The organism is Marivirga aurantiaca, assembly GCF_016679925.1.
GTDB lineage: Bacteria > Bacteroidota > Bacteroidia > Cytophagales > Cyclobacteriaceae > Marivirga > Marivirga aurantiaca.
Genome location: NZ_JAEQBW010000001.1, coordinates 439,236 through 463,935 on the forward strand (window position 1 = coordinate 439,236; position 24,700 = coordinate 463,935).

The following is a 24,700-nucleotide window of genomic DNA, read 5'->3' on the forward strand; positions in this document are numbered from 1 at the left end:
TATCCTTACTTTAAATACCCCTTTAAAACCCAAAATCTAAATTTCACTAGCATAGCTGCTGCCTGAAATCTAAATTTCAGCAGGTAGATGAAAAATAAAACAAATGTACCGCTAACTTTGATTAGCTCACTCATAAACTTCTCAGCCTTTTCATTTAAACTGCTTCCTTTCAACCTTTTTCTTTCACTTCTACCTACACCAATACCTAAGCCTTTGATATACTCAATTTTAGTCCTTTTTTCTGGTATAATATGATCTATTTTTACGGACGGTACATAATGAATTATTTCATTGTTCTTCTTCATTCTCAAAAACATTTCCTTTTCATCTCCTCCTTCCAAACCCTCAGCTCTTCTTCCTAATTCCACATTAAAAGGGCCATATTTTTTAAATACTCTTTTTCTGAATGACATATTAGCTCCTATAGGAAACTTGTTTCCTCCAAAAGCTTTAGGCTGATTACCTAAATCAATGGCAGAGACTAAAGTCAGTAGATATTTTGACATCCATTTAGGCTCTTCGACTTCATAAACAGGCTTTATTTTGCCCCCAAGCGCCTGGACCTCCCGATTTGTATCAAAATAATCTTGTATGTTTTTCACAAAGTCCACATCTACAAAAGCATCATCATCAATGAATGTTAGTATTTCACCTCTTGATTCCTTAATACCTCTATTTCTGGCAAAGGTATGTCCCTGGTTTTCTTCCAGATAATAACGTATTTCTATATCAGGATTGGTAACTATAAATTCTTTAGCAATAAGAGCAGTGCTATCTGTACTTTTATTATCGATAATTAATACCTCATAACCATCTGTCTGCTTTGTTTGCCGGGACAAATGCTTTAGACAATCAGGTAAATATTTTTCCCTGTTGTAAGTACATACTATTACGGATACCATTAAACCACTTTTGATTTTTTAACGGAATAAAAAAGACTTCCCAAAAGCAAGAGAATCAAAACTATGGAGCTGCCCATCATGATTTTATTTCCGATATAATAAGCTTGAGGCTCAAATTTAAACACTACTTCATGTTCTCCTGCAGGAATTTCCAAAGCTCTTAACACGTAATTCACCTGCAATATTTCAACTTCCTTGCCGTCAATATAGGCCTTCCATCCTTTGGGATAATATACTTCTGAGAATACAGCTAAACCTTTATCAGCATTTTTACTGCTGTATTCCAATTGATTGGGCGCATAGGAATCAAGTTCTATTGTGCCATCCATAAAGCTGTTTTCAGCCACGGTAAATTCACTGCTATTGATAACTGCAGTATTTTCAGTGTCAATATTGCCAAGGGCTTCAATTGCTTCATCCGGAGTATTTACTTTCTGAAGATTTCTTACAAACCAGGCATTACCCAAAGCAGCCTGGTTGACTATTACCTGCCCTGCCTCTGCACCAAATTTAATGTATTTGGTATTTAACATATTGATGACATCAAAATCTGAAAAATCAGTATTTCCCGCTCTCAGGCCTTCAATCAGTTCATTTATTTCCGACTGTAAATGATATTCTATCAAATCCTGATAACGTCTCATTTTAGCACCATGGTAACCTCCAATAGAGGAATGATAGTAGGAGGTACGTGCTTCGTTAAATGGGTTATTTAAATTTAGCACTCTGTAATGTCCATCATCCTGAAGGATACGTTCATCTGCTTGACTTTTAGCAAAAAATGAACCTTTAACATCTCTTTTAAAATTCTCATCATTCAGATAACGTTTTGCTACAGGGATATAGTCTACTAAAATAAGACCCGCAATTAATAAAATGGCAGTATATTTTTTGATCTTATTTTCTCCCATGAAATAGATAACTGCTGCGGCTAGTACTACAAAAATTAAAGATCTGAAGGCATCGCCTCTCATCATGGAAGCACGTTGGTCCCGAATGAGGTCTACTAACCAGGCCTGATCACCTAATTGAGGGTCTACTGTTCCCCGGAACCTCATCATAAAAGACCCTGCTATAAAGATTAGACATAAGCCTGCAACTACTCCAGCAGCATAAAATAATGACTTTTTTGTTTTATTCCAGTCTTCATCTATCAGCTTTTGCAGGCCAATAAATCCTAATAAAGGCATACATAAAAAAGGTATGGTAACAGTCATTGATACAGACCTAAACTTATTATAACCGGGAAAGTAGTCGAACATAAAGTAGTTAAATGCTTCAAAATTATCTCCCCAGGAAAGTACAATTCCCAAAACTGAAGCAATTACCAGCCACCATTTAACCGGACCTTTAACAACTAAAATGCCCAATACAAAAAGAAATATAGCAATAGCTCCTAAATAATAAGGGCCGCTGGTAAAAGGTTGATCTCCCCAATAAGTGGGTACTGATTTTACAAAACTCCTGATCTGACCGCTGCCTGCCCCCTGTTTTCTTAAACCTTCTGCCAGTTTGGAATTCATTGATACTTCTTCCTGTGAAGCTCCTCCATAAAAGTTAGGAATTAAAAAGGTAAGAGGTTCCCAAATACCATTACTCCAGGCAAAGGCATAATCTCTGTCAAGTCCACCTGTTGATTGTGTGTTGGAGCTTAAAACTGCCTGCCCTCTAATTGAATACTTACCATATTCATAGGCTGTCCATATTTTACCAATATTGGCACCTATTCCCAATAAAACGGCTATAATAAGTATTCCTATAGTTTTACCGAATTCAGGCAGGGTTTTATTTTTAATGGCATCAATTAATTTAAAAACCCCAAAAATCAGAACAATAAATAACAGATAATACGTAATTTGGTAATGATTGGAGCTGATCTCCAATGCCATTGCAAGTGCTGTTAATACAAACCCTAGCAGATATTTTTTCCTGAAGGTCAGTACAATGCCCGCTAAAACCAATGGCATATAACTGATAGCTGCTACTTTCCAAATATGGCCTGCTTCCACGCTTATGAGAAAAAAGGTGTTTAAGCCGTAAGCAAATCCTCCGGCTATTGCCAGATAGGGGTTAACCCTGAAAACCAGTAGTAAAATATAAAAAGCCAGCATGGCAACAAAAGTATGGTTGGCAGGGGAAGGTAAACCAAAGCTAATGACCTTTCTTATGTGCTTAGTGAGTTCTCCTGACCACTGAACATTAATAAGGTAAGCAGGCATACCACTGAACATCCCGTTTGTCCATAAGGCTTCTTCACCAGTAGCTTCTCTATGTTCTATAATTTCCTGGTTAGCTCCGGCACCTTGCAATATGTCATTTTGGTTCAATGTTTTATTTTCAAGAAACAAGGGCCAGTACATTACTACATTGATAATAATGAAAACTACAACTGCTAAAATGTGAGGGGCTAGATTTTTTAAATTGAATTTCTGATTCATTTTGAAAGAGCTTATGAACTGCAATAATAGGCATTTATAAAATTGCTCCAAAATGCAAGTAAACCGAATTACTAATTTAGTTGTTGATGACGGAATCCTGTTATTAAAAAAACAAAGTAATAATATGTCGTATAAATATTTACATCCGTTCAAAAATATGTTAATTTAATGATTCAATCTTAAAATCAGAAGAAATGAAAAAGCTATTGTTTTTAGTTTTCGTTACTGCTTTTTTTGCCTGTGAGGCACAAATTCCTAATAAGGAGTATCAGATAAATACTGCTGTAAAAGCGGCTCCTCCGGAAAAGCAAGCAGAAGCTACGGTTTTAGGCTATAATGAAGATGGTGATTTGCTTACTTTAAGAGAAGGGAAGAATGAAATGATTTGTGTGGCCGATGACCCCAACAAAGAAGGATTCCAGGTAGTGTGTTACCATCAGGATTTGGTGCCTTTTATGAAAAGAGGGGAAGAATTAAGAAAAGAAGGAAAGAAACCAGATGAAATTTTTAAAATACGGGAGGAAGAAGCAAAATCCGGGGCTTTGAAGATGCCTGAAAATCCATCTACTTTGCATGTGCTTTATGGTGGAGAAGGAAAAATCAATGCTGAATCAGGTGAATTGGAAGATACAAAATTAAGATATGTAGTATATATTCCTTTTGCCACAGCTGAATCGACAGGGCTTCCTATCAGACCACTCGTTCCGGGCGGGCCATGGATAATGAATCCCGGAACACATAGGGCGCATATTATGGTGTCACCCGAAAATTAATTTTTAGTACCTGAGAGTTACTTTTCTAAAAACAAAAATAAAGTATGAAAAGAGCATTATCAAAAGCTTTATTTTAATTGTATAGCCTTAAAAAAAAATCTTACGGGTTTAAACTAATTTTACTCCGAAAGATTTAACTCAAAACCCAAACCTGTACATTCCTATTTCTTTACCTTTTAAAGTGCTGTATTGTCCTATTAAGTTTGCAGTTAAACAAGAGTGTATTGGTAAAATATAGAGTATGTCACCAATTTTTACTTTTTCTATAAATGCATCTGGTGCATGAATAGTGCCATGTTCCTGCGATAGTTTTTTCACATAAAGCCCCTCAATAGGTTTGCCCCAGCCTGATGTGTGTGGTTCAGCTACTAATCCATAAATAGTAATTCCATCTTTGTTAGTAACCCTCTCTTTAGAAAGATGCACAGCCCCACCATATATAATGATTTCATTTCTTTCAGGATGTTTGGCCACTACAGGACATGCCATAGCTACTGCAATTTCTTCATAACTGCAGGAACCTATTTCAGCCTGCATTACATCATAAAACACAAAATTACCAGGACGCATCTCCTCAATATGTTCAAAATGCTCGCTTAAGCTACAAGTGGGTGTGTCGCCATTTGAAATAATTAAATTAGGATATTCAGAGATAAATCTTTCTTTCAAGGCAATCATTTTTGCAGAAGTTGATTGATGAATTTGATCCACTTCCAGCTTTCCTTTTGCCTGGTAGGTGTGTCCCGCATGTTGGAGAAAGCCTTTGAAATTTAACAACGGGTTATCATTTATCTTTTGTAAGATTGCTTCTATTTGTTGAAAATCATCAGTATTTATTCCGGTTCTGTGATAACCGGCATCTACTTTTATAAAAATATTCACAGAATGCTGAATGAAATGGGATAGGATTTCTGCTGTTTCAAGAGATTCAATGCATATATTTAAGGTGATCTTTTTAGCTAATTCATTTACTTTATCGCTTTCCAAAACGTTTAATGGAAATGCTACTGTAATGTCTTTCCAACCGGCATTGGTAAAATAAATAGCCATTCCCAATGAAGATACTGCACATTTTGTAACACCTTGTTGCCTAAACCACTGTCCAATTTCTGCCGACTGATGGGTTTTAAAATGAGGTCTTAAAATGCAGTTATGCTTCTTTGCCTTATCCACCATATTTTGAATATTGCGGTGGCATGTTTCTTCGTTTAATAGCAAAGTTGGTTGTATGATTTTCATGCGATTACTCCTCAAGTTTAATGAGTTTCCCACCATTTTGAACTACCATTTTAACCCCAGGGTTTCCATAATAAAGCACTCGTCCGGCATTTTCGATGCTCCCAATTAAGCTGTCCTTAGCATGCACAATAATATCGTTAAATCCTCTTTGTAAAACGCTGATATGATTTACTTCAAAGTTTCCTAATTCAAAACGACTGTCACTGAAGTAAGAAAAAATTTTCATACTATTAGAATTACCTGAAATATGGAAATTGGAAATAGAGCTGCTACTTAAAACCGTAGCATTATTAGATACAAATAGTTCTATTTCATTTGAAATTTCCCTGGTATGAATTTGAAGATTCTTTCGTAGTGTATCCGTATTAAATATTTCTCCGGTAGTTTGAGAATTAATGTAAATACTTTCTTTATTGGTATGCCATTTTAACAATGGTTTTTGATAATCCCTCGCCCAACTACAAAAGTTGTCATTAGTTAATAAAAGTGAGTCATTCTCTAACTTAAAATTGATTTTGGAGATCAAATTCTTCCCATATGTCAATTCGAAATACTCAGATTCATCTTCTATTATTTGCAATGAAATATCATCGTGGATCACTAAATCATTGAATTCAGGAAATTCAGTTATAACCTTAGTTTCTATATCTCCTGGCTTTTTTACACAATCAAATGCTTCTTCCGAGTCACAGGCAGACAATAACACGAAAAGTGAATAAACCGCTATTTTAAAGATTCCTTTCATATTTCAAAATTTCCATCCAAGGCCAAGTTCTGCTTGCTCTGCGGTAGCGGCATGTACTTTGAGCGATGTTTGTACAATCAGATGCTTTTGAAGTTGATATTTTAACCCATAACGTTGATATACCGGCATTCTGGATTTACTTGGGTTGTAAACATACACACCCAGTTGTGAGATAAAACCTAATTTACCTGCTTTCAATTCATGCCCAATCAAGAGGCCAACCCTCCTGAAATCAACTAATCTTTCTTCATCATTTAAAAACCAGTTCCCCCGTATTTCTTCCCTTAATCCCAAATTGTGAAAATATTCAATTCCAAATTGCAAATCACTTTTGGGATTCAGGGTTTTGTGTCCCATCATTGCCAAATTGAAAAACATTCGGGGTTTTCTGACCTGGAGACTTTTCGTTCCTTTGCCGTAACTAAATAAAAAGTAAAATTTATAAAGTTTCTCCCTTGGCGCTTCTAAAGTCAAGTCTGTTTCAGGGTACTCTTTTTTAATGATTCTATAAGATAAACCTAGATTTGCAGTAACAATATTTATTCCCCTGTTGGGGGAAGTAAATGCTCCATTGCTTGCATGGGTGATATTTAAATTAGGGGTAAGTTTGAAATTTTCGTTTAACTGGATTTCATACGTCAGTCTTGTTTGAAGCAAATAACTGATAGTACTACTCAACATGGTGTTCTGATTATTAAATTCTCTATCGTAAGGGTTGGTGCAGTAAACCAGGCCGGTTCCTATTCGGATAAACAGTGCGGTTTTTTCCTTACGGGCGAGGGGTAAATCCATAGCTGCGGAAGCTATAAATAATCTACCTAGTTGCTGATCATTGTAAAGATTATAATAGGAGAGACCATAATTAACGATTGGTCTGTTGTATAAGCTTTCCCAATATCTTCTTCCATTGAGTTCCTGCTGCAGGTTTATTTCAAAACCTTCAGGATGTGCACTGATTAAATGGCCTACTTTTTTATTGTGCTGTAGTACAAAACCTTTTATCGCCTGACCATTAACCCACCAATCATATTCCTGGGAATACAAATGGCAGGACAAGAACATTCCTACTATTAATAAAATGAGGGTTTTTCTCCTTAACACTTTAGATGAAATAAATTAAGTTGAATATGAAATCAAACGGCAACAGGTGCTTTTATATGCGGATGATGTTGATAATTTACCAATTCAAAATCTTCGAATTTGAAATCAAATATGTTTTTCACATCAGGATTGATTTTCATTTCCGGTAAGGGATAAGCTTCTCTTGATAACTGTAAACTTGTTTGCTCCATATGGTTGGCGTAAAGATGTGCATCACCTAATGTATGTATAAAATCCCCGGCTTTTAAATCACAAACCTGGGCCATCATCATAGTTAACAAAGCGTAAGAAGCTATGTTGAATGGTACGCCCAAAAATACGTCAGCTGATCTCTGGTACAATTGACATGAAAGTTTGCCATCTGCTACGTAAAATTGAAAAAATGCATGACAAGGAGGCAAAGCCATATTGGAAATTTCAGCTACATTCCATGCACTGACAATCATTCTACGTGAGTCGGGAGTATTCTTTATTTGATTAATCACCTCTGTAATTTGATCAATATGCTTTCCGTCAGGTGTAGGCCAATTGCGCCATTGCGAACCATAAACTGGCCCTAAATTTCCTTCTTCATCAGCCCACTCATCCCATATGGAAACGCCATTTTCTTTTAGGTATTGAATGTTAGTATCACCTTTCAGGAACCATAATAATTCATGAATAATTGAGCGGAGGTGTACTTTTTTTGTTGTCACTAAAGGAAAGCCTTTTTGCAGATCAAAACGCATTTGATAGCCAAAAACACTGAGAGTTCCAGTGCCTGTGCGGTCTCCTTTTTGAGCTCCCTGATCTAAAATATGTTGCATTAACTGATGATATTGCTGCATAATTATACGGATTTAAGCTCAAAATTAATCATATCTGGATGAGATGCATAGAATAAATATATATTATTTTAGCTATTAAATTGAGTAATGAAAAATAATAGAGAGATTTGATTCTTTTTCTTTGAAATTAAAAAGTGGAGATACCATTGAATTTTTCATCAAAAACATTCTTTCTCTTTTTAAGTATCCTAAAAAGAGAAGGAGTATAAAAACAACATTAATGAAGATTTTATCTACCCAACAAATACGAGAAGCAGATAAATTTACTATCAAAAATGAACCTATTGCTTCCATTGACCTGATGGAACGGGCGAGTGAAAAGGTTGCCAAATGGATTCTGACTAATTTTTCTAAACGCTATAAGATTTGTGTATTGGCAGGAAATGGCAACAATGGTGGTGATGGGCTTGCTGTTGCCAGAATGCTTGCTAATTATGGCTATAAAGCAGCTGTTTTATTGGTGTTAGGCGATTCCGGCTCTGATGATTTTAATGAGAACTTGCATAAGCTTCAGGAAATCTCAGTTATTCGATTAGTTGAGGAGGTAGAAGAATTCAGTACGATTCATGGAGATAAAATTTATATTGATGCCATCTTTGGTTCAGGTTTGTCAAGGGATATTGAGAAAAAACCTGCCGAAATTATTAATAAAATCAATATTACAAGAGGAGTGAAAATCTCAATAGATATACCATCAGGGATATATGCTGACCAACATTCCACTGGTAACGCCATTTTTCAAGCTGATCATACGCTAAGTTTTCAAACCCCAAAATTAGCTTTTATGATGCCGGAGAACCATCAATTTGTAGGTGAATGGCACATACTGGACATTGGTTTGCACAAGGAATTTTTGAAGCAGATAGAACCTGAGTTTTCCTTTTACAAACCTGACCCTGAATCCTATCAATCAGTATCAGCTTTTAGCCATAAAGGTAATAGAGGAAGACTCACCGTAATTGCAGGAGGCTATGGGAAAATGGGGGCTGCTGTATTAGTGCTGAAAGGAGCTTTACATTCAGGGATAGGTTTGTTAACTGCCCAGGTTTGTAATCCGAGCATTAATGTAGTGCAGGTAAGTGTGCCAGAAGCATTGATCTTGAAAGATGAGAATGAGTATGTTTTAGGTACTTTCCATGATTATTCCACTCAGGACATAATTGTGATGGGGCCTGCAATAGGCTTAGCAAAGAAAACGAGAGATTTATTAGAGGAGATACTGAAAAATTATAGAGGACAATTGATTTTGGATGCAGATGCATTAAATATCCTCTCTGAAAACAGGGAGTTATTGGAATTGTTACCTGAAAACACCATACTTACACCTCATCCCGGTGAATTTAACAGGCTTGTGGGGAAAACTGTTAATGATTTTGATCGTATAAAAAAACTAAAAGCCTTTTGTCAGAAGTATAAAGTGGTGACTTTATTGAAAGGCAGATTTACAGCTGTATGTAATAGTGATGGTCAGATTAGCTTTAATTCTACAGGTAATTCTGGCATGGCCAAGGGAGGTAGTGGCGATTTATTATGTGGTATCATCGCAGGGATTTATCCCAGGGTAAAAAAATCCTTCGAAGCAGCAAAAATGGCAGCATTTTTGCATGGGCTTTCGGGAGATTATTGTAAGGATCAATTGGGGGAAAACTCTATGAGTTCTGGCGATATGATAGAATTTTTTGGTAAAGCTGAAAGAAGTTTTTCAACCGTTTGATACTATTTTATAACCAAATTGGCTATATTTGTAATTATATAGAATATGAAGAAAATTATACTCACATATTTATTCACATTTGCTCTTATCACTCATCTGAGTGTACAAGATTCGTACTCGAAAATTGTACCTTATAGTGGAAACGAAGTGGCTAAGCAAAAAATTGCTTTAAATCAAAATTCAAATATTGAGATTTTGAAAATTGAGGCATATCCCAACCCCGCTGAGGAATATATCTATATTAAATTTAAAGAGCAGGGTGGCCAGAAAGTGCAAATTGATGTGATGAGTTTTATTGGCAATAAAATGAATGTCTCTTCAGAAAGGATCGAAAGCGGTCTTTATAAATTAAATCTTAGAAATATTGCCTCAGGCCATTATTATGCATTAGTGACTGTCGGCAATGAAAAGCATATCAAGAAGTTTTTAAAACAATAAACATTTCCTCAAAGCCTATTCTATTCTCCGTAAACCTTCACCGGAAAATAAAACTTGGTTTCTTATTTATCTCTTTAGAATAATTATGGATTGCAATTGTTCCTGATGTTTATTGACTCTTTTTAATAACATTTTATCATTTTAATGGATTAATTCTTTATTTAGCAGGAAATAATACTTACTTTCATTTTTAAAGTAAATGTAAATGATTTCCAAAAAATACTTTTTCTTTCTGGCAGCTGTAGGAGAGATTATTTCATTGTTATTTCAAATAGAATTATTACATCAGATATGTAAGCCTTTATTAGTTTTAACATTGTTAATGTTTTTCTGGGAAAAATCGGATCATCGTAAAAACGAAAAATGGGTTATTCACGTCACTTTAGCCTTAGCTTTCAGCTGGATAGGTGACGTTATGTTGTTGTTTACAGACAAAAATTTCTTATTCTTTTTTGCCGGACTCGGCTCATTTCTTGTTGCCCACTTGTTTTATATTCTGGCTTACTGGAAAGCAACTTATGAACGGAGACTTAAATTTCATTTATCAGTTGTTCCCTTTGTAGTCATTGGATATGCCGTTCTTATGGGGTATTTGATATTGCCTTACCTTGATGGCATAATACAAATTCCGGTGGGTTTTTATGCAGTAATAATTTCATTAATGGTGGTTTTTGCATGGTATCGAAGAGGCCAGACCAGCTCTTCCAGTTTTCAATGGGTATTTATTGGAGCGATTCTTTTTGTAGTTTCTGATTCAATTTTAGCCATTAATAGATTTGCAGAAACCATTCCTTATGCGGGGCTTGCTGTAATGATCACTTATATAGCAGCTCAATGGACAATAGTGAATGGTCTTTTAAAACATCCAAATGAATCTTAAGTAATTGATTATAAGTTAATTATATGCCATTCTTTATTTTCATTAGGCAGGTAAGTAAAAACATATTGTAAATTTTTTTAGAATAATGTTGTATGTTTCAAAAAGCATTTCCTACATTTGAAGCATAATACGAGTCAATTTATAACGAAGAGGTGAGAGACAGGCTCTGTGATCCTCTGGCAACCTGATTCAAGGTGCCAAATCCTGCCCAACAAAGGGAAATATAAATAGTAGGACAATGAACACAATCGAAATTCTCGCACCTAGCGAAACGAACAGAGTAACAGGATTTGATTCTCAAATTCTAAATTCCAATCAACAAATTTCTATTTCAAGAATAATTTTTTGTATGCGAATGTGCATGCATTGTTGTTGCTAACAACTAATCTCCAACGCTTCAGGATTGTTGATTTTAAAGTTTAAAGGTATTCCTTTTCATTAAAATCTATTATTCAATTCTGTAAGTAGCTCTTTCCGAGCATAATTCTTTCATTCTCAATATTTATTTTATTCAATTTTTCAAATGTCACACTTATTGAAATTTAGAGTGGCTTCACAAAGTGAATCTGCTGCTAAAACCGCCATTCAAGTGCGTGGTTTTAAATTTTTTGTTGATGAACCTCAGGCTTTGGGAGGCACTAATCTTGCGCCAAACCCGGTAGAATACATTTTGGCAGGCTATGCTGGTTGTATTAATGTAGTTGCTCATATAGTAGCTAAAGAATTAGGGATTAGCTTAAAAGATTTATCAATTAATATTCAGGGAGATATAAATCCTGAGAGATTATTTGGTCGCTCATTTAGTCACAGGGCAGGATACCAATCCATTGAGGTAAATATTAAAACATCTACCATCATCAGTAATACATTAAAAGTAAAATGGTTAAAATCAATTGAAAGCAGATGTCCTGTTAACGATAATTTATCCAATGTTACACCAATAAATTTTCAATTTTCTAACAATTAAAATTCTAAGATTATGTCAAATTCATTAAAATTCGAGACACTACAATTACATGCCGGTCAGGAACCGGATCCTACTACCAATTCAAGGGCGGTGCCTATTTATCAAACTTCCAGCTTTGTCTTTAACGACTCTGATCATGGAGCTAATTTGTTTGCACTAAAGGAATTCGGGAATATTTATTCACGGATTATGAATCCTACCAATGATGTTTTTGAGAAGCGTATTGCTGCTCTAGAGGGTGGCGTTGCTGCTGTTTCAGTGGCTTCAGGGCAGGCAGCTCAGTTCATCGCTCTTACTAATATTTTGGAAGCTGGTGACAATTTAGTCTCCACTCGTTTTTTATATGGTGGTACCTATAATCAATTTAAAGTTTCATTCAAAAGGATTGGTATTGAGGCGCGCTTTGCAGCTGATGAATCTGTTGAAGCTTTTGAGAAATTGATTGATGAGAAGACTAAAGCTATTTACGTTGAGACTATTGGCAACCCGGCTTTTAATATTCCGGATTTTGAAGCCATTGCTGCGCTTGCAAAAAAATATGATATCCCATTTGTAGTAGATAATACTTTTGGAGCCGGTGGATATTTGTTCAGGCCTATTGAATATGGGGCCAATGTAGTGGTCGAATCGGCTACTAAATGGATAGGAGGACATGGTACTTCTATTGGAGGAGTAATTATTGATGGGGGGAATTACAATTGGGGCAATGGTAAATTTCCTCAATTTTCTGAACCATCAGAAGGTTATCACGGACTGAACTTCTGGGAAACATTCGGAGATAACAATCCTTTGGGCTTGCCGAATATTGCTTTTGCCATTCGTGCACGAGTGGAGGGGCTTCGTGATTTCGGCCCTGCTTTAAGTCCTTTCAATAGTTTCCTTTTAATTCAAGGGCTGGAAACTCTATCATTGAGGGTACAAAAAACAGTGGATAACGCACTGCAACTGGCGTATTGGCTTGAGAAACATCCGTTGGTGGAGAAAGTGAATTACCCAGGCTTGGAATCCAGTAAGTACTACCAATTGGGTAAAAAATATTTAAGGAATGGCTATGGCGGGGTACTTTCGTTTGTGTTGAAGGGTGACAAGGAAGATACCAAAGCTTTTATCAATAACCTGAAACTGGTAAGCCATTTGGCCAATGTTGGGGATGCGAAAACTCTGATCATCCAGCCATCAGCAACTACTCATCAGCAACTTTCTGATGAAGAACAACTAGCTGCTGGTGTGTTGCCTACATTGCTCAGAATTTCTGTAGGAATAGAGCATATTGATGATATCACTGCTGATCTGCAGCAATCATTCGAAAAAATTCATACAACAGCATATGCCACAGCATAAATTACCTGAATCTTTCCAATTGTTGAATGGTGGAGCATTATCAAAGGCATCTCTATACTATGAAATTTCAGGAGAACTATCTCCTGCTAAAGAAGTAGTTTGGGTTTGCCATGCTTTTACCGGAAGTGCCACTGTTAAGGAATGGTGGCCTTCTTTATTCAAAGAAAATGGTGGGTTTATCGACTTGAATAAGCATGTTTTAATTTGTGCCAATATGTTGGGCTCATGCTATGGAAGTACAGGACCACTTTCCATCAATCCTGATACTGAAGAAGCTTATAATGATAATTTTCCTGAATTACATAATAGGGATGTGATCAATGCTTTTATCGATTTGCGAAAAGCATTAAATATCAAGAGTATTGATTACTTAATTGGGGGCTCATTGGGAGGTCAACAGGTATTGGAGTGGAGTATCATGGAATCTGTAGTGATTAGAAGACAGATTATTATCGCTTCCAATGCACGGCATTCCGCCTGGGGTATTGCTTATAATGATTTGCAAAGAAGAGCGATTCAATTGGCAGGAAAAGATTTAAAATTAATGGAGGAAGCATTGTCATTAGCCAGAGGAATTGCCATGCTAAGTTATCGGTCCTACCAGGATTTTGAAGCTCAGCAGAGTGGGAAAGGAGAGAGCAATGAATTAAAGGCTGTTACATATCTGAAATATCAGGGCGCGAAATTCCATAAAAGATTTAACCCCGATTCTTATCAAATACTTTCCAAAATGATGGATGCCCATGATATTTCTTTTGATCGGGAGGGAAATGATGAAACTATTTTGGAAAAGGTGCTTACGGAAACACTTTGTATAGGAATAGATTCAGACCAGTTATTTCCTATTCAAGAGCAGATCTACCTGAGTAGTAAAATTCCCAATTCTTCATTTGAAACCATCATTTCAGACAAAGGGCATGATGCTTTTTTGCTGGAGGGAAATTTGATTAGTTCTTTTATTTATAAAAAATTTAATAAAGTAGTAGATGAAAAAATATAAAGCAGGATTATTTGGTTTAGGTGTGGTAGGCAGTGGAGTTTACCAGTCAATAAAAGCAGATGGGGAGTTTCCTGTCAGCATCAAAAAAATAGCAGTGAAGAACCCTCAAAAGCAGCGTAATTTCCCTGTAGATAAAGACATTATTTACACTGATGCCAATGATTTATTGAATGATGATACGTTGGATATCATTATTGAGTTGATCAATGATCCGCATGAAGCTTTTGAAATAGTAGCAAAAGCCTTGCGAAATGGAAAATTTGTGGTAACTGCCAATAAAAAAATGATTTCTCTCTATCATCAGGAGTTGCTACGGATTCGTAAAGAAAACGAAGGCGTTCTGCTGTATGAAGGAGCTGTTTGTGGTAGTATTCCTATTATCAGGTTATTAGATCAGCAATTCAGCTCGGATGAAATTCGTACAATTTCCACTATTGCCAATGGAACCTGTAATTACATACTTTCACAAATGTCAGCACAAGGGTGGCCTTACGATAAGGCTTTGCAAGAAGCACAAAAACTTGGTTTTGCGGAGTTGGATTCTTATTCTGATGTAAGCGGGGAAGATACACGATTTAAGTTGTCCATTTTGATTTTGCACAGCTTTGGAATTCATGTGGCAGCTGAAGATATTCCTATGATTGGTATTGAACAAGTTAGCAAGGAGGCTATTGATTTTGCTAAAAGCATTGATGCGGAAATTAAATTAGTGGGTAAGGCAGAGTGGAATAAGGGAAAGTTGACCGCATCCGTTGCTCCTGAATTTGTGGGAGCTTCAGAGGATTTTTCTCAAGTGCACCAGGAGTACAATGCTGTTCAAGTAGATGCGAAGTATGCAGGTTTACAATTCTTTAAAGGTAAAGGGGCTGGTAGCTGGCCCACAAGCTCAGCAGTATTGTCAAACCTAAAGGATATTACCAAAGATATATGTTATCAATTTCCCAAAAGTGCCCAAACCATTTCAAATCTCTCCTCTCTCGTTGACACTTATTATATTTCAGGAAAAGAATCAATTTTAAACAGACTTGACTTCGAAAAAATAGTGGATCAGGGAAAAGATTATTGGATTGTAAAAGCTTCATTGACAGCCTTATTAAAAACTATAAAAGAAGGAGCTACGTTTACCTGCATACGTTTACCCGAGAATATATTAAAAATAAATGCTAATACCGGTGTGTTAGTTTAGGTAACTCAAACTATTTTATCTTAATTCGGGGCAAACAAATATTTAAAATCTAAAATTTAGAAAATGAAGATTGCAGTCCTATCCAGGAATCCCAGATTATATTCCACAAAAAGGCTGATTGAAGCTGCTGAAAAACGTGGTCATGAAGCCCTTATTTTAGATCATATGCATTGTGATATTATTATGGATGAAGAGGGCCCCTCAATTTATTACCATGGAGAACAGTTAAATAAGATAGATGCAATTATTCCTAGAATTGGTGCTTCGGTTACATTTTATGGTACTGCAGTTGTACGTCAATTTGAAATGATGAAAACTTTTAGTGCAGTGGATTCTTTGGCCATCACCCGTTCAAGAGACAAACTAAGGAGTTTACAAATCCTTTCCAGAAGTGGTTTGGGTATGCCCAGAACAGCATTCACCAATCGTTCAGAAAATGCCGGAGAATATATTCTGGAACATCTGGGTAAAGCACCGGTGGTATTGAAGTTATTGGAGGGAACACAAGGCTTGGGTGTGGTTTTAGCCGAAACCAGGAAAGCAGCAGTTTCTGTAATTGAAGCTTTCGAAGGTTTAAAAGCCAGGATTATTATGCAGGAATTTATTAAGGAAGCTGGTGGAGCAGATATTCGTGTATTTGTGGTGGATGGGGAAGTGGTAGGAGCTATGAAGCGCCAGGGAAAAGAAGGGGAATTCAGAAGCAATCTACATAGAGGAGGTTCGGCCAATGTGATAAAACTGAGCAGGGCTGAGAAAACAGCTGCCTTGACAGCCGCTAAAGCCATGGGGCTGGCAATTGCAGGAGTGGATATGTTACAATCTTCCAGAGGACCTTTAATTTTGGAGGTAAATTCCTCCCCGGGTTTGGAAGGAATTGAAAAAGCCACAGGTGCTGATATAGCTGGCAAAATTATAGAGTATATAGAACGGGGAAAAGACAAAAAACGCTTACCAAAAGATAAAGTCAAAGCCTGATTTTCTACAGAAATTAAAGTAGTATTTTATGGAAATGCAATGACAGAGGTTTTTCATTCATTGAAAGACCTCTGTCTTTTTTCAACTTTTATCTTTAGGGTGTTTAATTAACTGATAATATTTATCCTTCAATACCTGGGGGTCACACTCTTTTTGGAACATCCTGAAGATAATTAAATTGGATATGTTCACCTTAAAATAGCCATTCAACTTATATTTCCTGGCCGATACAATTACAGATTTGGGAATAACAGTAAAAGAATACTGATTCCAAAGTCTTTTTATCAATTCAAAATCTTCCATCATCACATAGCTTTCATCAAAACCGGATGATTGTTCAAATACCTTTTTTTCAATAAAAAGGGTTTGATCGCCTCCCCTGCACCATAAAAACTTAAACCTGGTGAAAAATGAATTTACCCTTAACAAGGGGTTTTTGGAATTAAAACGAAACCTGTAACAACCAAATTGATGCCCTCCTGCTACAGCCTTGTGGATATCATTTACAAAGCTTTTTGGTGGCAGGGCATCAGCATGAATAAAATAGAGGATTTCCCCTGTAGCACTTTTGCTTCCCAGATTCATTTGATGTGCCCTGGAGGCAATTGCCGTACTGATTATATGTGCGCCATTATAGTAAGCCACTTCCCTGGTGCTGTCAGTGCTGTTGGCATCCACCACAATAATTTCAGCCAAATGGTTTTGTCCATATTGATGAATGTACTTTACTAATTTGCCAATATGAGGAGCTTCATTAATTGTCGGAATAATGACACTTATCCTTTTATTTTTGGTCGGGAACATCTGGATGATTTTTATTATCGTATTTAACTCATACTTACGAACTAACAGCAATGACAAGATTTATATTTTCATTACATATTATTTATTTTATTTTACTTATCAATCTATCCCAGTTGAAAGCACAGTCGATTGTCAGAAATGAGACAAATGAATATGTGCAAATAAGCATGAAACTTTTAGGTGCTATAAAAAATAAAGAAAATTATACTCCTTATATTGTTCAGATGAAAGAACTTTCGCTGGATAAACTTGCGAAATCCTTAGATACCGATAATAAAACAAAAGCATTCTGGATAAATGTATATAATGCTTATGTACAGATAATATTAATGGAAAACCCATCATTGTTTGATGAAAGGAGTGAATTTTTTAAAGCTGACCAGATTAATATAGGCGGAGAAATGATGAGCTTTGACTTTATTGAACATGGGATCATCCGTGGGTCTAAGGTGAAGCTTTCACTGGGCTTCTTAAAAGATCCTTTTGCAGGTGAAATTGAAAAAGAATTCAGAGTGAGTGAAACAGATGGAAGAATTCATTTTGCTTTAAATTGTGGTGCCAGAAGTTGTCCGCATATTGCTATATACAGTGCTGTAAATTTAGATGAAGAATTAGATACTATCGCCAAACAATTTCTGGAAAGGACTACAATCTATGATAGATCTGAAAATGTGGTGAATGTTACAGTGTTGTTTAGTTGGTTTAGAGGAGATTTTACAGAGCGTGGTGGAGTATTAGGTGTTTTGAAATCCTATAATATTATTCCTGAGGGTGCTGAACCCAATGTAAACTATAAAGAGTATGACTGGACATTGGATTTAGGTAACTTTACAGATCTGAAGCCTTAAAAAAGAATATTTGTTAGGGGAAAGAACTTATTGAACTTCATGTTTGGTAGGTTCTTTTATTTCAAAATTTTAATGAATTTCTTTTAGTGATCAAATAGAGTAGCTTATTAAAAAGCCTCATTAAAAGAGATGTAAAAGCCGTTACTGTTTTTACCTATGGCATAATCCAGTCTCACATTAATTTTCTTTTTAGTATCAAACCTGAACCTGAGCCCCGCACCACCAGCAAAATTCCATCTGTTCATGCCAAATTCATCCAGTTTTTCTGCTACCTGACCTGTGGAAGCGAATGCCGTCATTCCAATTCTCCAAAATAATTCCTGCCGGACTTCTAATTGTCCCAGTAATAAATTTTTATCCTGAAAGAACCCCTGAAAATAACCTCTCATCTTTTTATTTCCTCCTAATTGAGCCAGTCTGTTAAAAGGTACAGTGCCAAAATTAGATAAGCTATAAGCATTGGCTGCAATCACTGTTTTATCAAATAATGGATAATAGTAGGCATAATCAAAAGAGATAGCAGTATAATTGTGTGTACTGCCGGTATATTGATGATTGATCTCCAAATAGCTTTCCAAATAATGGCCGGAAGTAGGGTAGTAAACACCATCACGCGTGTCGTATATAAGTGCCGGGCCTATGCCACTGGTTCGGTTATAAATAGCACCCTCAACTTCTTCCTGAACAAAATCACTATTTTCTTCCCACTGAATAATATCATAGTTTTCGAACCAATAACGAGCACCTACATATAAATTAGGCTTTAGCTCTTTCAGAAAAAATATACGTGCCCTAGGAAATAGGGCTCGATAGGTGGAGTAAATTTCTTGATGATTATTGTTGCCAACACCATAAAACGGATAGGCATAGTTATAAAATCCTAATTCTCCGATGCTACGCCACTTATTTTTGTTCCAATAAAGCTGAAATGGAAAAAATATCAATAATTGATCCTTAGTGGTATAGCCGGCTGCCAATTGTATCTGACTGGCGTTAATTGGTTTTTCTCTGTCGATATAGAAATTATATAATAAGCTGGCCCCAAAAAACAAACCAGACTCCGGGGTATAATATACGACCGGAAGTGGGAAAAGTGAATTTTTGTCCAATTCCAATTTGGAGGAATCTATGGGAAGTGGGGCATCTAAAGTTGTATCCTGGCAAATACCTGTGGTTGCTACTAAAATGAATAATATTCCAATTAAAGTGAATTTGAACCGGTATTCCATTTGCAATTTATTTTACGAATATAATCTTTAGGCCTCAAAATTATCTGTTTATTTTAATTTAAAGTCAGCAAGTTTAAATAAATAATCAATAAAGCTTAATTAAATACCGAATTGACTAGCTCAAAAAATTAAAGATTTTATTATTTCTGATAAATCTCTAATTGATTTTTTAGGATGTATTTAGCAGCAACGAATTCTGAAATGGAATTGCATTTTAGTGAAGTGGCAAAATGCAAAATTCAATATTTGTGAGGTTAATATAAAACATGTGGAAAAAATAATTTAAGACAATAGGGTTAAATAATTGGGTTTAATTATGATTCAATTTTCTTTAATCATTTATTTTCATTTTTAATTCGCTGTATATCAGGTATTTAAAAGGTTGATAAAAAAAGTTTATGCTTAACTGATTCATCCTGTTATTTTTGCACCATGGCTGAGCAAATATTAATCCTTGATTTTGGTTCTCAATACACCCAATTAATAGCAAGACGTGTACGTGAACTGAATGTTTATTGTGAAATACAACCTTTTTATGATGCTCCGGAATTGACCCCGGATATCAAAGGGATTATCCTGTCAGGAAGTCCCTGTTCCGTGCGCGATGCGGAATGTCCGCAGGTGGATTTATCAAAGTATCGTGGCAAAGTCCCTATTTTGGGAGTATGTTATGGAGCGCAATATATGGCGTTCAAAAATGGAGGGCATGTTTTGCCTTCTGAAATCAGGGAATATGGTCGGGCTAAATTGTCATCAATTGACTCAAAAAATGCACTACTGAAAAATATTACCATTGGTTCGCAGGTATGGATGTCACATGGGGATACCATTAAATCATTGCCTGAGAAATTTAAAATTATTGCCAGTACCCCCACGGTAGAGGTAGCAGCTTTTCAAATAGAAGATGAGCCTACTTATGGCATTCAATTTCACCCGGAAGTAACGCATAGCCTGGAAGGCAAGCAGCTTTTGGAGAACTTTCTGGTAGAAATCTGTCATTGTGCACAAGATTGGACCCCGGACGTTTTCGCTGATGTGACCATTGCAGAATTAAAAGAACAATTAGGGAATGATAAAGTAGTATTAGGTCTGTCTGGTGGAGTAGATTCATCCGTTGCGGCTATGTTGATACATCATGCAATTGGAACAAATCTCTATTGCATTTTTGTTGACAATGGGCTGTTACGCAAGAATGAATACGAAGAAGTATTGGCTTCTTATAAAAACATGGGGCTAAATGTAAAAGGAGTGGATGCCAAGCAACAATTTTATTCTGCTTTGGCAGGCTTGTCAGATCCTGAGGAGAAAAGGAAAGCGATTGGGCGTACTTTCATTGAAATCTTTGATCAGGAAGCTAAAACAATTCAGAATGTGAAATGGTTGGCACAAGGAACTATTTACCCTGATATTATCGAATCCGTATCGGTGAAGGGACCATCGGCTACCATAAAATCGCATCACAATGTAGGAGGATTACCGGCTAAAATGAACTTGAAGGTAGTAGAGCCTTTAAAAACACTTTTTAAGGATGGTGTTCGTTTAGTGGGAAAAGCCCTGGAAATTGATCAAAAAATATTAGGTAGACATCCTTTTCCGGGACCGGGCCTGGCTATTCGTATTTTAGGGGATGTCACTCCTGAAAAAGTTAGAGTAATCCAGGAAGTAGATTATATCTTTATCAACCATTTGAAAATAACCGGATTATATGATGGAGTATGGCAGGCAGGAGCTATCTTGCTTCCAGTTCAATCAGTAGGAGTGATGGGCGATGAAAGGACGTATGAAAGTGTGGTAGCCTTAAGGGCAGTAGCAAGTGTGGATGGAATGACAGCCGACTGGGTACATTTACCGTATGACTTTTTAAGTGATGTTTCCAATGAGATTATCAATAAAGTAAAAGGAGTGAATAGAGTGGTTTATGATATTAGTTCCAAACCTCCTGCTACTATTGAATGGGAATAAAATGTTTCTAAATATTAAGCTATGGTTTTAATAAGTTAATATAATTATTGTAGCACTAAACAAAACTCAATGTCTAAATCAGTAAAATGTTGCCTGTTAATAATTAGTTCGTTAATAGCTTTTCAAAGTTTAGGGCAGGTTAATTACCAATCAGAATATTTATCCGGAAAAAATTATTTCAGGGAAGGTAATTACCAAATGGCCAAGAATAAATTCGTAAAAGTTCTGGATTCTGACGAGCAAAATCCTTTTTACTTATATGCGTCTTACTTTTATGGTATTTCAGCCTATCAAACAGGTAATGAGAAGGAGGGAATGGAACAATTTCGGAAGGTGAGGATTACACATCCACAGTGGGATAAACTAGATGAATTGAATGTTTGGTATGGCCATATGTTACTGGATCAAGCGGATTTATTTAAAGGGCTTGAAGTATTGAACGGGATTAAAAAAACTGATCTGAAAGAAATTGCAAGTGTAATTAAAAAGAAACACCTGAACAGGTATGACAGCATTCCATTATTGCAAAAAGCAATTGAGCTAAATCCATATGATAGTGTACTAGCCAAGCATCTGGCGGAAGTAATTAGTAAAAAACCATTAGTTGACCGCCCCATTGAATTGCTGGAATTCCTGATTGAATCTTTTGATCTTGAAAAAGCTGAATATGATTTCTTTGATAAGAATGTATCTCAAAAGAAAAAAACTTATAATGTGGCCGTTATGCTCCCATTCATGGCAGATAACCTGACTACTACTATGGGAAACAAGGCCAATCAATTTGTTTTGGATTTATATCAGGGAATACAACAAGCAGCAGATGAGTTGAACGAGGATGGCCAGAAAATCAAGCTTTTTGCCTATGATACAAAAAGAGATAGTGTTGCAACAGCTAAAATACTGGCATCAGGTGAATTATTGGAAATGGATATGGTGATTGGTCCTTTATATCCTGCCCCATTTAAGCTAATGACGGATTATTCCAATAAAAACAGAATAAACATGGTGAATCCTTTATCCACCAGTTCTTCAATAATTGGTACAAACCCTTACTCATTCCTTCTGAAATCCACAACGGAAACCAGGGCTAAAAAGGCCGCTGATTATGTGAAAGAAAATTTCCCCAATAAAAGGGCTACTATTTTCTATGGTGAAAGTAGCCAGGATTCCATATTTGCTCATTCTTACAGAAAATATTTAGAAGCAGATTCATTTAAAATAACATGGTTTGCCCAGGCAGTCACGCCTGAAGAGTCTACAGAGATACTGAAAGAATTAACAACAGTATATGAGGAAAACAGCAGTGGTGAATTAACTACTAAACGATCGGTGAAAGTAAGAGTAGACAAAGATGATGAACTGTATTTGTCCAAAGATAGCATAGGCCATATAATGGTGGCTTCTTCCGATAATTTATTAATATCCAATGTACTAAGTGCTGTGGATACACGGAGGGATGGGTTGCCGGTTCTGGGGTTTGAAGATTGGCTGGACATCAACCAAATTTCCTTTGAGCAGTTGGAGAGAATGGGGGTAATCATGATAGGGCAAAACTATTTTGATTTCAGCTCTCAGAAAGTCGCTAACTTTAAGCAAAAATATAAAAATACTTACAACACATTGCCTAGCCAGTTCAGTTATGATGGATATGAAACAATGATGGTTTTCGGGAGAAATTTGATCAAATATGGTAATTACTTCCAATATGGTATTTATGAAAAAGGATATACCAATGGATTTCTATACCATGGATTTGATTATTCAAATGCCAATGACAACCAGTTTGTTCCTATCATGAAGCTGGAAAACCTGGACCTGAAAATGCTTGATAAGGAAGATGGTAATAAATAATATAAAGAAATAGAATTAATTGGCTTTATGAATGAATTAAGAAGGAGTAAAGAATTATTTGAGAAAGCACAACATGTAATTCCGGGTGGTGTCAATTCACCCGTGAGGGCTTTTAAAGCGGTAGGAGGGGATCCTGTGTTTGTTAAAAGTGCTAAAGGAGCTTATATGTATGATGAGGATAATAATCGCTACATAGAGCTAATCAATTCATGGGGCCCAATGATATTGGGACATGGAAATGAGTTGATTGAAGAAGCAGTGGCTGAAGCCCTAAAAAGTTCACTATCTTTTGGTGCACCCACTGCCAAAGAAGTAGATATGGCTGAATTGATTACTTCAATGGTACCATCTATTGAAAAAGTAAGAATGGTTAATTCCGGTACAGAAGCTACTATGTCTGCTATCAGAGTGGCAAGAGGTTATACCGGGAAAGATAAAATAGTCAAGTTTGAAGGCTGTTATCACGGGCATGGTGATAGTTTCTTAATTGCTGCAGGTAGCGGGGCTGCTACTATGGGTACTCCTAATTCACCGGGGGTTACTAAAGGCACTGCTAAAGACACATTAACAGCGCCTTTTAATGATTTGGCAGCTGTTGAAGCAATTGTTGCTCAAAATGCAGGAGAGATTGCAGCACTTATTGTAGAGCCTGTTGCCGGTAATATGGGCTGCGTACTTCCAAAGGAGGGATATTTGCAGGGGTTACGCAATATTTGTGACAAAGAGGGAATAGTACTCATTTTTGATGAAGTGATGACAGGATTTCGTTTATCCAGATCCGGTGCACAAGGCGTATATGGTGTAAAGCCTGATTTAACCACTCTGGGTAAAATTATAGGTGGTGGAATGCCGGTCGGAGCCTATGGTGGTAAAAAGGAAATAATGGACTATGTATCTCCTCAGGGGCCAGTTTACCAGGCAGGTACACTTTCAGGAAATCCTATTGCGATGTCTGCGGGCTTAGCAATTCTTACCTATTTAAATGAAAATCCCGAGGTATATGATCAAATTGAAAGCTCAGGCAAATACCTGGCTAAAGAGTTATCTTCCATAAATACTGCACTGGGCAAAAATTACACTATTAATCAAATTGGCTCTATGATTAGTTTGTTCTTTACTGAGGAGCCTATTCATGATTTTGAGTCTGCTAAAGGTGCTGATACAGTAATGTTTGGTAAATATTTTCAGGGCATGTTGGCAGAGGGTGTATACTTACCTCCGGCCCAGTTTGAATCATGGTTTTTATCAACAGCATTAAGCACGGTTGATTTGGAAGAAATATTGACTGCTCATAAGAAAGTTTTAGGAAAAATACTGACTTAGGAGCTTGAGTTCAGACCGTTTGTCTTTTAGGGAAGTAGAAAGCCTGAATTCTATACACAAGGGCGTGCAAGAAAGAGAGAAATCGTGTGATTCCTCCAAATTCCATACATATTCAGTAAATTATGCGTATTTAAGTGTTTTTTTCTCATTTACTTAC

21 protein-coding genes and 1 riboswitch are annotated in these 24,700 nt (G+C 36.3%); of the genes, 13 read left to right on the top strand and 8 right to left on the bottom strand.

What is annotated here, in order from left to right:
• Positions 1-5 precede the first annotated feature (5 nt).
• Positions 6-902, bottom strand: coding sequence for a glycosyltransferase (locus JKA74_RS01925; protein ID WP_201429466.1), 897 nt, complete (start codon positions 900-902; stop codon positions 6-8).
• The gene (locus tag JKA74_RS01930) at positions 902-3,340 is read right to left on the bottom strand and encodes a YfhO family protein (RefSeq protein ID WP_201429467.1); all 2,439 of its coding nucleotides are present in this window, start codon (positions 3,338-3,340) and stop codon (positions 902-904) included. The genes JKA74_RS01925 and JKA74_RS01930 overlap by 1 nt, the downstream gene beginning before the upstream one ends.
• A gap of 194 nt (positions 3,341-3,534) precedes the next feature.
• Between JKA74_RS01930 and JKA74_RS01935 the strand changes: the two genes are divergently transcribed.
• Positions 3,535-4,113 (top strand): hypothetical protein, encoded by a 579-nt coding sequence (locus tag JKA74_RS01935; RefSeq protein WP_201429468.1) that lies wholly within the window; start codon positions 3,535-3,537, stop codon positions 4,111-4,113.
• 138 nt (positions 4,114-4,251) lie between these two features.
• Here JKA74_RS01935 and JKA74_RS01940 read toward each other — a convergent pair whose 3' ends face one another.
• From JKA74_RS01940 to JKA74_RS01955, 4 genes are read right to left on the bottom strand one after another with little or no spacing between them, the layout of a single operon-like run.
• Positions 4,252-5,352 carry an alanine racemase gene (locus JKA74_RS01940; protein ID WP_201429469.1) on the bottom strand — a complete coding sequence of 367 codons (1,101 nt, stop codon included), beginning with the start codon at positions 5,350-5,352 and terminating at the stop codon, positions 4,252-4,254.
• 4 nt (positions 5,353-5,356) lie between these two features.
• On the bottom strand, positions 5,357-6,097 hold the full coding sequence (locus JKA74_RS01945; protein WP_201429470.1) for a GIN domain-containing protein: 741 nt from the start codon (positions 6,095-6,097) through the stop codon (positions 5,357-5,359).
• Positions 6,098-6,100: 3 nt separating this feature from the next.
• Positions 6,101-7,198: an acyloxyacyl hydrolase gene (locus tag JKA74_RS01950; protein WP_201429471.1), complete on the bottom strand. Its 1,098-nt coding sequence runs from the start codon at positions 7,196-7,198 to the stop codon at positions 6,101-6,103.
• 32 nt (positions 7,199-7,230) lie between these two features.
• Positions 7,231-8,025 carry a thymidylate synthase gene (locus JKA74_RS01955; protein ID WP_201429472.1) on the bottom strand — a complete coding sequence of 265 codons (795 nt, stop codon included), beginning with the start codon at positions 8,023-8,025 and terminating at the stop codon, positions 7,231-7,233.
• A gap of 220 nt (positions 8,026-8,245) precedes the next feature.
• Here JKA74_RS01955 and JKA74_RS01960 point away from each other — a divergent pair, with 220 nt between their 5' ends.
• From JKA74_RS01960 to rimK, 8 genes are all read left to right on the top strand, one after another.
• Positions 8,246-9,739 carry an NAD(P)H-hydrate dehydratase gene (locus JKA74_RS01960; RefSeq protein WP_201429473.1) on the top strand — a complete coding sequence of 498 codons (1,494 nt, stop codon included), beginning with the start codon at positions 8,246-8,248 and terminating at the stop codon, positions 9,737-9,739.
• Between the two features lie 45 nt (positions 9,740-9,784).
• Positions 9,785-10,177 carry a T9SS type A sorting domain-containing protein gene (locus JKA74_RS01965; RefSeq protein ID WP_201429474.1) on the top strand — a complete coding sequence of 131 codons (393 nt, stop codon included), beginning with the start codon at positions 9,785-9,787 and terminating at the stop codon, positions 10,175-10,177.
• Between the two features lie 205 nt (positions 10,178-10,382).
• Positions 10,383-11,057, top strand: coding sequence for a lysoplasmalogenase (locus JKA74_RS01970; RefSeq protein WP_201429475.1), 675 nt, complete (start codon positions 10,383-10,385; stop codon positions 11,055-11,057).
• A 136-nt stretch (positions 11,058-11,193) separates the two neighbouring features.
• Positions 11,194-11,287: riboswitch (SAM riboswitch) on the top strand.
• 293 nt (positions 11,288-11,580) lie between these two features.
• Positions 11,581-12,024 carry an OsmC family protein gene (locus tag JKA74_RS01975; protein WP_201429476.1) on the top strand — a complete coding sequence of 148 codons (444 nt, stop codon included), beginning with the start codon at positions 11,581-11,583 and terminating at the stop codon, positions 12,022-12,024.
• Between the two features lie 12 nt (positions 12,025-12,036).
• Positions 12,037-13,365 carry an O-acetylhomoserine aminocarboxypropyltransferase/cysteine synthase family protein gene (locus JKA74_RS01980; protein WP_201429477.1) on the top strand — a complete coding sequence of 443 codons (1,329 nt, stop codon included), beginning with the start codon at positions 12,037-12,039 and terminating at the stop codon, positions 13,363-13,365.
• On the top strand, positions 13,352-14,365 hold the full coding sequence (locus JKA74_RS01985) for a homoserine O-acetyltransferase family protein (protein ID WP_201429478.1): 1,014 nt from the start codon (positions 13,352-13,354) through the stop codon (positions 14,363-14,365). Before JKA74_RS01980 ends, JKA74_RS01985 begins: the two co-directional genes overlap by 14 nt.
• Entirely contained in the window at positions 14,352-15,551 is a 1,200-nt protein-coding gene (locus tag JKA74_RS01990; RefSeq protein WP_201429479.1) for a homoserine dehydrogenase, read from the top strand. Before JKA74_RS01985 ends, JKA74_RS01990 begins: the two co-directional genes overlap by 14 nt.
• Positions 15,552-15,614: 63 nt before the next feature.
• Positions 15,615-16,526, top strand: coding sequence for a 30S ribosomal protein S6--L-glutamate ligase (rimK, locus tag JKA74_RS01995; RefSeq protein WP_201429480.1), 912 nt, complete (start codon positions 15,615-15,617; stop codon positions 16,524-16,526).
• 81 nt (positions 16,527-16,607) lie between these two features.
• Here rimK and JKA74_RS02000 read toward each other — a convergent pair whose 3' ends face one another.
• Positions 16,608-17,330, bottom strand: a complete 723-nt coding sequence (locus tag JKA74_RS02000; protein ID WP_201429481.1) for a TIGR04283 family arsenosugar biosynthesis glycosyltransferase — start codon at positions 17,328-17,330, stop codon at positions 16,608-16,610.
• Positions 17,331-17,380: 50 nt separating this feature from the next.
• Between JKA74_RS02000 and JKA74_RS02005 the strand changes: the two genes are divergently transcribed.
• On the top strand, positions 17,381-18,178 hold the full coding sequence (locus JKA74_RS02005) for a DUF547 domain-containing protein (RefSeq protein ID WP_201429482.1): 798 nt from the start codon (positions 17,381-17,383) through the stop codon (positions 18,176-18,178).
• Positions 18,179-18,285: 107 nt separating this feature from the next.
• Here JKA74_RS02005 and JKA74_RS02010 read toward each other — a convergent pair whose 3' ends face one another.
• Positions 18,286-19,407, bottom strand: coding sequence for a BamA/TamA family outer membrane protein (locus JKA74_RS02010; protein WP_201429483.1), 1,122 nt, complete (start codon positions 19,405-19,407; stop codon positions 18,286-18,288).
• Between the two features lie 432 nt (positions 19,408-19,839).
• Here JKA74_RS02010 and guaA point away from each other — a divergent pair, with 432 nt between their 5' ends.
• The 3 genes from guaA to hemL all read left to right on the top strand — a co-directional run bounded on the left by guaA (position 19,840) and on the right by hemL (position 24,543).
• Positions 19,840-21,369 carry a glutamine-hydrolyzing GMP synthase gene (gene guaA, locus JKA74_RS02015; protein ID WP_201429484.1) on the top strand — a complete coding sequence of 510 codons (1,530 nt, stop codon included), beginning with the start codon at positions 19,840-19,842 and terminating at the stop codon, positions 21,367-21,369.
• A gap of 69 nt (positions 21,370-21,438) precedes the next feature.
• On the top strand, positions 21,439-23,220 hold the full coding sequence (locus tag JKA74_RS02020; protein ID WP_201429485.1) for an ABC transporter substrate-binding protein: 1,782 nt from the start codon (positions 21,439-21,441) through the stop codon (positions 23,218-23,220).
• A gap of 27 nt (positions 23,221-23,247) precedes the next feature.
• Positions 23,248-24,543, top strand: a complete 1,296-nt coding sequence (gene hemL, locus JKA74_RS02025; RefSeq protein ID WP_201429486.1) for a glutamate-1-semialdehyde 2,1-aminomutase — start codon at positions 23,248-23,250, stop codon at positions 24,541-24,543.
• Positions 24,544-24,700: the final 157 nt, after the last annotated feature.